Raw genomic sequence first — 12,941 nt, forward strand, 5'->3', positions numbered from 1 at the left:
TTTTTATTTGTTGGTTGCCTGTCTCGACTGAAGCTGTCCGATACGTTTCGTCAGTCGGATATTGGTGAAAGTCCATATCAGGATATCGACTAGTACGATCCAGTTTACATTCAGATAAAGGGAGAGAAGAATATTAAACAGTATGAATACGGTCGATACGGATATGACGATAATCATGACACTTCGCTGCTGCATTCCGACAGCAAGTAGTTTATGGTGGATATGGTTCTTATCCGGCAAGAACGGGTTCTTTCCGTTGCGTACCCGATGCAGATAAACCCGGACCACATCACAGCAAGGAATCAGCAGCGGGGAGAATGCCAGCACCATCGGATTTATATGTACCGTATTATCATCTGTCCCACACATAGTCAACTTGAGACTGAGAAGACAGAGCATCATGCCAACGGTCAGGCTGCCTGTGTCACCCATGAAAATCTTTTTTCCGTGCTCGGCATTCCCGAAAACATTGTAATAAAAGAACGGCACTAACACCCCTAATGTGGCGAACGCCAGCATGGCATATATATACTGGTGAAACATAAGAAAAGTCAACCCATAAAGCAAACAGGCAATACTGCATAGCCCGGAAGCCAGTCCGTCAATGCCATCGATCAGGTTGATGGCATTGATGATGAAGACCACGAACAGAATGGTCAGAGGATACCCCAGCCATAATGGAACCGAATGAATGCCTAGAATGCCGTACAGGTTATCGATATATATACCACCGGCGATAAGCATCATGCCGCACAGAATCTGGATAACGAACTTGGCTCGATAACGGATGCCGATCAAGTCATCGGCCATGCCAACCAGATACAGAACCATGATGGAGCAGAAGGCGAAAGCCAAGGGCCGAACATCGTTCTCGATTTCGGACAACATCTCCGAATGCCCCATAACCATATTGATCCCCAGCAACAAGGCTACGGTGAAAAACACTACCGGCTTGAATGCGATGCCGCCCAACCGGGGCACGGCACAATGATGAATCTTCCGTTCGTCGGGAAGGTCGAATAACCGCTTGCGGAAAGCGATCAACAAAATCTGGGGAATGATGATACCCGCACAGAACACACAGATCAGGAATGCAATACTGCAATTAACTATCCAAAAAATCATATTATGTCAGAATTTGTTCTTTACTTGTGCAAAGTCATGGAAGAGAAGAGAATTTCATCACCTCTTTTTTGTGCCATTCCTTGTACCGCTTCATCGAGATTCCTATCCCAACAAGTTCCCTGTACCCTGATACTTTCTTTCTGAAGATGTGATTTTTGCCGTAAGCCTGGAGTTCGTCATCCGAGATGCTGACCATTAAAACGGGAAATGGGTAAACTTTATGCCTGAGTACAGTTACATCGTGTGTCACGAACAGCTGACTCAATTGGTAGGCGGATTCTTCGAATGCGTGCCAATAGTCACCTGCTCCATACAGACGAATGAATCGTCCGGTTGTATCTTCTGTGTGAATGATGTCGAACAGGCATGTTTCGATGAGTTCCATCAATGGCATCCAGCAAGGCTCAGTTCCGGAATTGTAACCATTCATTACTTTCAAAAATGTTTCATCCGTTGTCGGGAATTAGCGTATATTCAATTTTACAAAGCCAGAAATGCAGGTTTTATCCTCATTGTAACATGCGCCGGGCTGTTCTGTACAGATGCATTTGTCAAAACAGATAACAGAAACCAGTACTCATCTTGTTCCGGAGCATAACCTTTAATATCCGCAGCTCGTCCGGCAGGTCATAATCAATGCACACCGCTTTAACTTTGGACCATATATCATCCAAAATAGAGTCGGGCTTACATATCATTATTTTATAATAGCCTGATATATTCGGGATTGACTTCCACCCCTACGGAAAAGAACTCGGGCAGCTCCACTAACAGACGTTTCGTTTTCGACCCGCGTACAGTCAGCAATTTTCCTTCATAACCGTCCAAAGGACCGCCTACAATACGGATGTGCCGTCCGCACATAGAGGGTGTCAATTCGCCAGGAAGATAATATTTCGGATTTTTCGACACACTTACAGCATGTATGAACCGCTCCATGTCCGCATCAGCGACAGTCATCGGATTTTTGTAACCACCTCCCTTCTGGAAACGATACTGTATCGTGGGATACTTTTCCACAAACGGATCAATAGCTTCCTGGGTATCATGAACAAAAAGCAAATCCTGGATAAAGGGAACTTCTTCCCGAGTCCGTTTGCCGCCATGAACACTCAACTGCTCTTTCATGGGAGTGAACACCTCGAAATGCTCGTTCAACAGTTGCTTGTATGCGGGCAACTTGGCATTGGCCCGTTTAAGGTCGCGCATCACGTACCAGCATGTCTGTTTTTCACCTTCCGAAGTAGCCATATTTTGGATTTAGGACAATTCTTCTAATCCTGCAAGATTGTAAATTATACTACATATCAAGCAGTTACAAACATTCTTTTCAAAAGCTGGAGAATAACTTCCCATGTCAGTATATCTGTTCATGTTTACACCATAAAAGATTCCGTTATCTCACACATGCACAAAATCTCTGAAGCCGTTTCCGGCTCCATCTTCTGCTACTTCTCTCCATAAGAGAAGTATTTGAATATAAAATTGGTTGTAATCAGCTAGTAAACAATATTTGTTTTATTTGCTTGGAAGACGATTCACTTAACAACTGTTGAGTAAAACCTATAACATCTGTTTGAAATGAGGCACTCGGTTGAAAATTATATCATTTTTATATTGTTATTTTCAGTGAATTGTATAATTTTGTATCCCAAATACTTCTCTTATGGAGAGAACGGAATTTTTGTCGAACAATCTCTCTATATAACTTACACTCAGACTTATTTGTAACAAAACCTTTTTTGCTTCATTATTGTTAGTCTGAACTTATCGGTCATACACTTCCCAATAATTAGACGTTTTCATACTATATATTATGTACCACTTTACAGCGCATGACGAGGATACTTGTTTTCATGCCAAATTTTTGTCACTTCATGCTAAGTAAGTCTAAACGGGTTTCAAATGGGCTACGTTCTGTAGATAAGGAGCAAGTTTTCTTTTACCCGCATTTAATTGCTTATTTCCTCTATAAACAGAGAAAAAATTTTTGTTTTCCCCAACAGATAGTAAGTAACTTAACTCTATCTGTTTATAGAGAAAGTATGGCGAAGTTGGAAGAAAGTTGGTTGACAGTAAATTGGTATATAGATTCCTTGTTTTTATAAATCAAGGTATAATGCTGGGTCCCCAATAACAGTATTTTGAGAGAAGATGTAGTATTTATCTGTATTTATCGCAACCGGATATTAAAAAATGTCCATGATGCTTGGGGGTTCCCCAAAAGTTGATAGTCGATTGAATAAGATTGTCAGCTGCGTTGAACCTAAATCGTTATCCGATATTATGCAACACTTAGGATTAAAAGACAGAAAAAAAATGCGATGAATGTCCATCTAACCTTGATGATTATTAGAGAGAGTGTATTGAAAAATGACAGAATCGGATAATCCTGCAAATCATTTTGATAGTAGGTATCCTAATTGAATTTTGTCAGACTGTCTATGACAGCTTATCTTCCGCAACGGAGCGGCATACGAAAGCCGGTTATTTATTTTGTTTTCCTTTTTTCTGGACGATTTCGTTGTGCTTTTCGACCAGTTCGGGGAAATTCCTTCTGATGAACTGCCCGAACGAGCAGTCGTTGAACCCGAACCGCCTGGCCAACGACTTCACGCTTTCGGTTGTCGTGCCGTACAGGTGCATGGCCTCGCTGTATTTCTCCATGCTGCGGCGGGACACCGCGCCGCCCGTATCCGTCCTGACCATTCCCTTCCGGGCATACAGTTCCGGCTCGTGTTCCTTCAGGTAGCTGCGGAACGCTTCGGGTTGCAGCCCGAACTCGGCGGCGACCTGTGCCGTCGGCAGCCCGCTTTCTTTCAGCCGGCGGATGGCTTCGGCATATTTGGCCTTTGTCGCGGGGTTGTATTTCCGGACTTTAGACCAGTCCACTAGCCGCCCTTCCTCGTAGGGGATATTCTTCCGCCTGCATACCAGGTCCAGATGCCACCTTTGCAGGTGCTCGTAGAATCCCTTCTTCGACACTCCCGTCTTCCCGGCTATCCGTGCGGCCGACATGGGTGTCGTGGCATACAGATGCACCGCTTCGGCATACTTCTCCACCAACTCCGGAGAGGGGGCGTGCACGGTACCCCGACCGGTGATTTCCCCTTTCCGCTGCCGTCGGAGAGCCTTCTTGCGTATCCTGATGCGCCGCTTCACCAGATCCTTATGGTAGAACAACAGGTGCTGTTCCAGTCCGGTATAGGAAAGCCCGCAGGAGTCGGCAACCTCCGGCACCGTGACATACGAGTTACCCTGCAAGAGCCTGACGGCCTCAGCATACTATTCCTTGCAGGAGCGGCGCGTGCCGCGCGGCAGCCCGTCACCGATACCCAGCCAATCGCGCACCTTCTCGCGCCATTCGATTATCTCGGGGTAGTGCGTACACGGCTGCCTGCCCAGATTCGTGCCTTCCAACCCGAATTTACGTGCAATCCGATATGCTCCATGCTCCCGCACGCCTCGATGGTATCCTTGTATTTGACACGGGTAGCGGGCAACTGTCCCCGGAGCTGTCCCAACTTAATCTGCCCGGCCTCTTCTTTGCTGCACAGTATAGCGTAACGGGCCAGCACGAGTTCACGGTGGTACTTGGTCAGGTAACACCGGAAACCCGATTCTGTCACTTCGCAGATACGGCATATCTCACAGCCGGAAAGCTCCGTGGAAGCGTACATCTCGATCGCTCGGCGGTATTTCTCCTCCGTCTCCGGCCTGATGCCCCTGAAACGGTTGCTCTCCTTACTGTCTTTTCCGGATGTCTTCATAGGCTTTCATGAGGCATCTTTCAGGACAACCGTTCTTCCACCTGCTCGAACGAAGCGTCCTTGAGTATCACCCGTTTTTCCGCATCGAGCAGGTAAAGGGTGGGCATCGCCTTGAGGTCGTACACCTGTTCGCGGGTAAGCCGCTGATCGGCATCATAACCATCTATCCAACCGGCGGGAAATTCCGCCTTTTCCCACGCGGGGGTCTTGCCCTCCACACACACGGAGAGGAGTTTCAGACGGCCGGACTCCAACAGGTCGTTCACAACCGGGGACAGGGTGAGCAATTCCTTCACCCGGCGGCAGTCCTCGCAATCGGGGTCGTTGAAGTAAACCAGCACGTAGTCGGCCTTTATGCCGGAGAGCTGCCTGCGCCTGCCGTCCCGGCAAGTGACGGTGAAATCCGCCGCCACGTCTCCCGGACGGTTCTTCATGGCTATTTCCAACAGGTAGCGGGGACGTATCTTGTCCGTATCGGACAGGCAGGGGTTGTCCAGCAGTGCCCGCAATACGAGGATATGCAGTTCCTCGTCATGCATGGGCGAATTGGGCTCGTAGAGGTACTTGTCACTCAGCCCGATGAAGTGATACAGCATCTCCTGTCCGGTTGCGGCGCGGCGGAAAAGAGTATCGATGGCAGCCTGTGCCCGGTCGGTATAGGGCAGGATGCCGAGGAAATCGACAAAGGCCTGCTCGGTGATTTCAGGACGGGAGATGAGCGACGTATCGGCAAAATCGAAGTGGTCCCAGTAATGCAGGGACAAGTACGCCGCCCTGTCTTCAGGCGCCGTCAGCGTGACAGGCACGTCGGGCAGACGGAATTCCTTGGTTTTCTGCTGTTGGGCATGTGAACAGGAAACGAGACTCATGCCCAAAAGACAGGCGAAAAAAGTATGATTCAGCATCTTCATATCTTATGTTGTTAAAAAGGCGCCGGATGTGGAAACGTCCGGTGCCGTTGCATATACCGGTTCGGAAAATCTCATTCGCCGGCAGACGGTTCAAGTACGATGTGCGGACTGGCAAACAGGCTGGACAGGCTCGGGTATGTCGCATGATAAACCATGCCTCCGTCACCTGTGTAATGCAGTTCCACCTCGTCCGTGTACCAGTTAAACTCATATTCCTTGCGAAGCCGAAGTTCGTACTGGCCGTCGGCTGTTACGCTTACCGACCCGATACGGCTTCCGTTGCGGGTACGCTCGAAGGATACGAAAGCATCCTTCGGTATGTTTTGCACCACGCCGGCGGTATTTTTATATTGAAGCGTCCCGGCAATCGATTGGTTCGACACACGGAAAGTCTTGGAATAATACACTACCCGGCTTTCATCGGACGAAATCACGATGTCCCCGGCACTTACGACGCTATTCACAAGGAACGGCAGGGTCTTGCGTTCCCCACGCTGACTGGAGGCAATATTGTCCGTGTTAGCAATATCATCCGTACCATATCGCCGTTCCGTCTCCCGCTTGGCATCCACGGTATAGACAAAACGCCCGGGAATCGTGGGATGCGCTTTCAGTTTGGTTCCGTCCAGTCTGTTTTCCGCAAGACGGCCGGCATCGATTTTCAGCATAGGCGCGTCGATATAGATTTCGAACGCTTGGCCGAAAGGATCCACCGACTTGTTGTCAAAACCGGCAAAGCTCGTCACATCGATGCCGATATCCACCCGCTGGTCGGGTTGATATGTCCATTCCAACGGGGTGACTTTTTCCGGTATGTCTGCCGGTATGGCACCGGATGCTACCGTGCGGTCAGGCTCGTCGGCCTCTCCCTGCCAGTCGTTGTTGCCGTACTTCACGCGGGCTCCGAACCGGAACGGGGTGTAGTTGGCCAGCTCGAAAGTCGTACTGCGGTATGATCGGCCGCCATATATACCGGGATTATCCTCGTTTGCATCTTCCGGCAATACCGGTCCGAGCCGGTTGTCGTTGGAGGCGATGTGGATCACCTCGGCGCTCCGGGCACGGTTGGTCTTCATGTAGATGGAATATCTTCCGGTACCTTGCGACGGGCTGCTCAAAACTTCAGTTCTCGGTTTGAACATCAGCATACGGCCGCCTTGGGGATTGTTGGTCTGCCACCAATTGTTCGATTCATCGGGATAGAATTTGCAATCGAATGCAGTCACTCCGGCATCGGGTTCCTCACCGTCCTCGTAATAATCCAGGTATTGCGAGTAGAGCAGGAATTCGTCTTTGCCTTGCGCATTGGCAGGATTGTCGTTCCCTGTCCCTTGATCATTGTCGGACCTCTCTGCCAGCAGCATGTCAAACTGCACGTTGGCTCCTTTTTTCTGTGGAACCAGACGATAGTATATCACTTCATCTTGTACGCCCGAGCCTACGGCATCGTATTTGTTCAGTCCCTGCACCGTGATGGATACGAGATTGGTGGAGTATTTGAACTTGCGCCGCATCGTTTCGAAATATTCGGCTTCGATATAGAGCGTGCCCTCGTAGCCGTTTTCCTGATTCAATATGTTCTCGAAATAGACACGCTGGACGCCGGGACCATCGGCCGTGTAGACAAATTTGTAATCCGGCTCTTTGCCTTGATAGACGGAAGAGATTTCACCGCTGCTGTACCAGTCATTGTCCGCCTCGCGCACCACGGGCAGTTCCATGCCCGAAGCGTTGCGGATATCCAGATCGCCAACGGAAAGGTACACATTCATCGGGAACAGCTCCTTGGGACAGCTTTCGGGTATGGTGAACATGGCCGTAACATGGGCACGGTTGTTCTTGTTGGCACCGTTCCCTAAATTACCGTATATTTCCGTCCCGACCCATGCAGGCACGAAAGACTGCTTCCTGATCGTGATGACCTTGATTTTGCGTTGCAGCCGTCCCTTCTTGACAAGCAGCGTACCTTCCAGTTTCTCGTTATTTTCCAAACGAAGCAGGTGTATCTGGATATGTCCCTGTCCGACACCGTTCACGACCTCGAATTTCGTCTCGAATGTCTGCGTCGCCACCCCGTTGTCTATCCAGGAGACCGTTGCGGCATCGGCTTCGGTGATGGCTTTGTCATTTTTTCCTTTAATGGTATAATTGAGCGTGTAGCTGCCTCCGTTTTCCGTAAAGCTCTCGTCCAGTACGACAAAAGTCTTCTCTACTGTCAGGATATAGTCCGTATCTTCCACCTCGTTCACTTCATCGGAAATGGAAATCCATACGTTGTTCGTGGCTGCCGCTTCCAACGCCTCGGCAAAGGAGGCCTGACCGAAAGATAGCGCGCCCTCGATGTGAAGCTTGTAATGGTGGTTCCGGCGCACGAGGAGCTGCTCGCCCTTGTCGTCAACCAGCAGGACACGGTAGTATTTCTCTTCGTCCTGATCCGGAAGATGTCCCCGAAGAATTACGCTGACAGGGGCATCGGCACTGTTCTCGCACTCGAAGACATACTGGTTCATGCTGGATGTCACGTCCGTAATATCGCTCATCTTGGCATCGTTCACGGGAAGCGTGACGAAGGGGTCGTCGCTGGAAGGCCACGTGAAATCAAAGCCTTTCTTCGGGTGGTGCGGGGCCACCGTTCCGAAAGCGTTGGTGTTGCAGACCGCAAAGCCCGTAATCACGATATGCCCGTTATTGTCCGGGTTGTCGACGGAGATTCTCGCGTGGTTGCGGATCAGTTTGACGGAATTGCCCGAGGTGGCCATCTGTTCGGCTATATTGCTGTCGTTTCCTGCATCGCAGGCGAAACGGCCCCAATAGATCATGCGTCCGGACGAGCCCTCCAACACTGCCATGACCTCGGACTCCGACTTGTTGCGGAAACTGTCCTCCTTGAATTCATCCATATTCTGGTTGGCCAGGAAATGGATGGTCCGGGTATTTTCGGGCACCTCAGCCTTGAATGTGCCCTCCATCTCCCCCGGGCCGGGCTTCTGCACCGTGACACCGGCCTTGACGGTAGAGATGAAAAGCCCGTAACTGTCAAAGCAGAAAAGTGTCATATCTTGCACTCCGCCACCGTCAGGGTCTACCGCACGGGTGACGACTTCCTGCATCGCAGGAATTTCCGTCTTGAAATTCAGCATGATGTAGCCGTCGCGTGCCTCGGTCTGCGGATTCTGCCACAACTCGCTTTCGCTGCACGAAGCGAGCAGGGCCGATACCGCAAGCAGGGCGACAAGCTTGTCTATTATTTCCTTTATCATATTTCGTTTCTTTTTGACAGGTTTCTACGTTTATTCCTTTTTACCGTAGGCATCGCGTACACAGGCCACTCCGGTACCGCTAACGGTGTATTTCTCATTATAAAATCTTCCGCTTGCGCTGTAATAGTACTGTCCGTTCAAGCGGTAGTCTATGGCGTCTGCATCCTGGTCTTTCGAGCCCTGGAATTTAAAAATGATTTTAAGTTCGGCTTCTGTGGGCAGGCGCCAGTCATCCAAGGTAACCGTCCTATCGGTTTTCGGGTCTTTATACGTTTCTACATAATGCGCGCAGTGCTCGCGTGCAACGCGGACACTGTTGTCACTCCCGTCCAGCTTCAGGTTTCCTCCTCCAACTTGGAATTCGCCTACACAGGAACCTATCATGAATGACGGCGAGACCAATTGGGCATTGTCCTGTCCCGGATCCGTAACCATAAGTTCCGGATGGTATGTATCCTGGACCATACGTGGACGGCCAAGAGTATATTCACTGGATGTCCCTGTCAATACAATGGTGTACATTCTGCCGTTAATTTCGCTATAGCGGGATTCCCGAAGTCTGTTTGAGTTTGATGTGTAATAGTATTCATATAAATCAGACTGTCCGCTTCCATCATTCCTCAATTTTGCTACTTTTGAAACGAAGAATCCGTCCGGAGGACCTCCAAATAAACCATCTGTCCCCGTTAGGTATCTATATTCTCCGTTCCAACTGGAGATATTTCTGGTGGCAAGGGCGATTCCGGTAATTTTATCACCTACATATTCATAGGTAGTCGGGTTAGGATCTGAATTCTTGAAATCATCGCGGTACGAGTACCACCCCTGGATATTCGTGATATATTCCAACGGATACTGCTCAATGGTTACGGTACGTTCGTTGCCGTCCTCATTTGTTACCCGGACTTCGATATAACGTATCGTATTGTTCCTGGGGAGGTCGCTGTGTACATCCAGCTTGCCGTTGAGCCCCTTGTCGGGAGTAATGAGGATGTTGCCATGGCTGCGCCATCTGTATCCGGTACTCACTCCCCATTCGTTATCGTTTGGATTATCGGGGTATCTTTTCTCCAAGTTCTGTTCCCTTCCGAACTTGTCTATATAGTAAACCCGGGTAATCTGTGCCGTCACTTCCGACGAGGAGGTGAAGATCAGGCTGGTGCGGTCGTCCTCCTTGTTGTGCATTTCCAGGTCGTACCGGTTGAGCACAAGGAAAGTCGGGCGGTCCCCGCCTCCGACATTTACCGTCTCGTCTATCCAATTCTCCACGGTATATTTCAAATCCGTCAACTGCACCGGTGTGGAGGGATTTTCCGCTCCGGGGGCATTGACCGTTGCCGTTACCCTGTAGCAGGTGTTGCGGTTCAGGGCCTTGCCGTTACAGACAGGAATCTGGTAGTAGTTATCGGGACGCAGTTGCGGGTCGGTATCCTTCTGGTAAGTCAGGGGGATGTTCATCACCAGGCGCACTTCCTGCTCCATGGAACTTCCATTGTCCCAGGCATGGGCATACATGTAAGCCGTTACGGTAATTTTGTTCGCCGTCCACTCAAGATAGCCGCCGGAGGTCTGGGCGGTATTCCTCAGCTTTGCCGCACCGTCCGCACCCGCCACTACCGATGTGGTATAGGGCATATTGCGCAGGTAGTAACCTATGCCTTTGGAATCAAAAGTCACGTCTTGGCCTTTGTTGATGGTCACCACGACTTTTGCCGCTGCCCTGCGCAGCGTGACCGCCAGCCGCGTGTCATTCCCTTGCGAGCCGTCGTAGAGGACGACCGGAGCAGCAACCGCCGGTTCATCGTTCCCTTCGGGATAGGCTATGCCGTCCATGAGGAATGTTCCCGGGACACCTTCAATGTCTTTCCCTGTCAGGTGAATGTTCTCGTCCTCCTGCGTCATCGCCTTCAAGGCGTTCAGGTTCGCGAGGTTTTCAAAATCCTTTTCCGGGTGGGTGCTGTTGGCGATCAGATACACCCAATACCTCTCATTTTCCGTAAAAGACGACCGTTTTACGGGCAGTGTAATCCGTCCCGTTTCATTGGCTGACGCGTTCACCCGGTCGCTCCACACCTTCGTTTTCTCGTCGGTATCGTTGAAAATCAGCACGTCGATATGGCTCACTGCGACCTCCGCCCCTTCGGCCGGTACGGTAGCACGACTCACCGGCAACGCTCCCGACGAGATGTCGAGGATAATGCTGTTGCCGTTACCTCCTGTCTGCCCGCCGGGGAGATCGTCATCTTTGCTGCAAGCGGCAAGAAGCCATGCCGCCGCACAACAAATCATCATATTGTATATAATCCGTCTCATCGCTTGTTAGTTTGTAGGTATGTCAACCTGTTTGATTACAATCTTCTCGGTGCTCTCGCTTCCTGTCCAGTTCGTGGCTCCGCTCTGCATGTTGATCAGCAGGAGCGAGCTTCCCGAAGGATCCCACTTCGGGGTATAGGCGATGCCCAACGAGAACTGCTTGTCCACGTTCTCGCCTTTCAGTGCCCTTACCCGGATTTCGTACGCTGTATCGGAAGCCACATAAGGCGGTGTCACGAGTGTGTTGACACCATCCACGTTTTGATATACCGTCAGTTCATAGTCTGCGGCTGTGGCATCAAACAGCGTGGGCTGCCATTCCTGTCTCACAGGACCTGTGATGGTGAACCTAAAAGAGTAGGTTCCCGCTGTCGATGATGCGCCGCCATTGTAGTAAACCGTCGGCTGCGCGTAGGGGGCGGTCCCTCCACCGAAAGGTTGCAGCAGTTCATAGGAAGGGTAATCGAACTCCAACTGATAATCTCCACCGTCCTCCCAGTCGGCCACATCGTATGCGACAGTTATCTTGCCGCTGTTGTGCATCAGGCAGCATACCGCATAATACTTGTTCCTTTCAATGCGTGGCATATAGACCAGACCTTCGCGCGGCTCGCTGTCGAACGTGTAGCCGATTTTGAGGATGTTTCCATGCTCATCACCCGGTGTGTTCCACGAATCGCTGCCCCAAGGGTTCTCGAAAGGATAAAAAGGAGCCCCCAGTACAGGCGTGTAGTTTTCGGGGTTCTGCCTCTCTTCGGGCGTGATATTCGTGGCCAGCGTCTTCGTTACCGGTGCTGAAGAGGGGACGAGTGAAAACTCGCCGGTACCAGTGGCGCCTGCCAGTTTCAGCGTTTCGTCGGTCTGTGGCATCAGGTAATTATACGCACGCGTTCCGGCTTCCAGCAAGGTCAGGTCCGTTACACACAGCTCTCCTGCCTCACCTGCTTCTTTGGCCGCGAACACGCCCAACTTGCCTATGGGACGCTTCAGTTGGAACGTCAAGACATCTTCCAGCGGTGTATGCCCCGAATGGCCGGGGTCGATCGGCTGACGGTTAGAAAGTTTCGAGAAGTCGATTGTTTTGGATTCCTTGCCGAACATTGGAAGTCCGTAGGCTTGGACATCTCGTGTCAGCGTGGTAAACGTGAAATCATTTAGTTCCGCTTCCGTAGTATTTTCCGTAAAGGTTTTCTCGGCACCTGGGGTACTCATGGCCTTCTCGTTCGCGATGATGTAGAAGTCTACCGTTTCGGTAGTCAGGGAAGTCATCGTCAGATCCATCCAGAATGTAGCCGGAGTCTCCATGTCTCCGCTCCGGAACTCGTGGCCCGCCAGTTGTCCTTTTACAAAGGCATAGACACGAAGCGAGTGAATGGCCGATTCTTCGCCGGTCGGTGTGCCGTCGGTTTCGCTGACGGCGCGTGTCCCCACGTTGAGGCGCACCGCCACGTCGTGCCGTTCGCCGAGCGAGGCGGCATCTTCCTTGACACACCCGAAAGGCAACAAGCCACAGCATACCGCTGTAACCGCCCAATATAATATTTTTCTTGTATTCAGCATAT

General features: G+C 50.6%; 10 protein-coding genes. 2 read left to right on the top strand and 8 right to left on the bottom strand.

Features of this window, described 5'->3' with window-relative positions; all coding sequences use genetic code 11:
• Positions 1 to 3 precede the first annotated feature (3 nt).
• Positions 4 to 1,125 (bottom strand): MraY family glycosyltransferase, encoded by a 1,122-nt coding sequence (locus tag HMPREF9448_RS00720; RefSeq protein ID WP_004293533.1) that lies wholly within the window; start codon positions 1,123 to 1,125, stop codon positions 4 to 6.
• Between the two features lie 220 nt (positions 1,126 to 1,345).
• On the opposite strand from HMPREF9448_RS00720, the gene HMPREF9448_RS14740 reads away from it, so the two are divergent.
• Positions 1,346 to 1,723, top strand: a complete 378-nt coding sequence (locus tag HMPREF9448_RS14740; RefSeq protein WP_232297225.1) for a hypothetical protein — start codon at positions 1,346 to 1,348, stop codon at positions 1,721 to 1,723.
• A gap of 104 nt (positions 1,724 to 1,827) precedes the next feature.
• Here HMPREF9448_RS14740 and HMPREF9448_RS00730 read toward each other — a convergent pair whose 3' ends face one another.
• The 5 genes from HMPREF9448_RS00730 to HMPREF9448_RS00750 form a co-directional block, all read right to left on the bottom strand.
• Positions 1,828 to 2,376: a UpxY family transcription antiterminator gene (locus HMPREF9448_RS00730; protein WP_004293535.1), complete on the bottom strand. Its 549-nt coding sequence runs from the start codon at positions 2,374 to 2,376 to the stop codon at positions 1,828 to 1,830.
• A 1,236-nt stretch (positions 2,377 to 3,612) separates the two neighbouring features.
• Positions 3,613 to 4,365 carry a hypothetical protein gene (locus HMPREF9448_RS00735; RefSeq protein ID WP_004303991.1) on the bottom strand — a complete coding sequence of 251 codons (753 nt, stop codon included), beginning with the start codon at positions 4,363 to 4,365 and terminating at the stop codon, positions 3,613 to 3,615.
• A 128-nt stretch (positions 4,366 to 4,493) separates the two neighbouring features.
• A complete protein-coding gene (locus HMPREF9448_RS00740) occupies positions 4,494 to 4,895 on the bottom strand; it encodes a hypothetical protein (protein ID WP_004293537.1) in 402 nt (133 codons plus the stop codon).
• Between the two features lie 20 nt (positions 4,896 to 4,915).
• Positions 4,916 to 5,806 (bottom strand): DUF5106 domain-containing protein, encoded by an 891-nt coding sequence (locus tag HMPREF9448_RS00745; protein ID WP_004293538.1) that lies wholly within the window; start codon positions 5,804 to 5,806, stop codon positions 4,916 to 4,918.
• 71 nt (positions 5,807 to 5,877) lie between these two features.
• Positions 5,878 to 8,346, bottom strand: coding sequence for a hypothetical protein (locus HMPREF9448_RS00750; protein ID WP_229106165.1), 2,469 nt, complete (start codon positions 8,344 to 8,346; stop codon positions 5,878 to 5,880).
• Between HMPREF9448_RS00750 and HMPREF9448_RS14745 the strand changes: the two genes are divergently transcribed.
• On the top strand, positions 8,315 to 8,620 hold the full coding sequence (locus tag HMPREF9448_RS14745) for a hypothetical protein (RefSeq protein WP_232297226.1): 306 nt from the start codon (positions 8,315 to 8,317) through the stop codon (positions 8,618 to 8,620). The two genes, HMPREF9448_RS00750 and HMPREF9448_RS14745, sit on opposite strands and share 32 nt — an antisense overlap.
• Before the next feature lie 476 nt (positions 8,621 to 9,096).
• Here HMPREF9448_RS14745 and fimD read toward each other — a convergent pair whose 3' ends face one another.
• Together fimD and HMPREF9448_RS00760 are read right to left on the bottom strand one after the other, a co-directional pair.
• Positions 9,097 to 11,379: a fimbrial tip adhesin FimD gene (fimD, locus tag HMPREF9448_RS00755; protein ID WP_004303990.1), complete on the bottom strand. Its 2,283-nt coding sequence runs from the start codon at positions 11,377 to 11,379 to the stop codon at positions 9,097 to 9,099.
• Positions 11,380 to 11,385: 6 nt separating this feature from the next.
• A complete protein-coding gene (locus tag HMPREF9448_RS00760; protein WP_008860762.1) occupies positions 11,386 to 12,939 on the bottom strand; it encodes a fimbrial protein in 1,554 nt (517 codons plus the stop codon).
• Positions 12,940 to 12,941: the final 2 nt, after the last annotated feature.

This window comes from Barnesiella intestinihominis YIT 11860, from assembly GCF_000296465.1.
Taxonomy (GTDB): domain Bacteria; phylum Bacteroidota; class Bacteroidia; order Bacteroidales; family Barnesiellaceae; genus Barnesiella; species Barnesiella intestinihominis.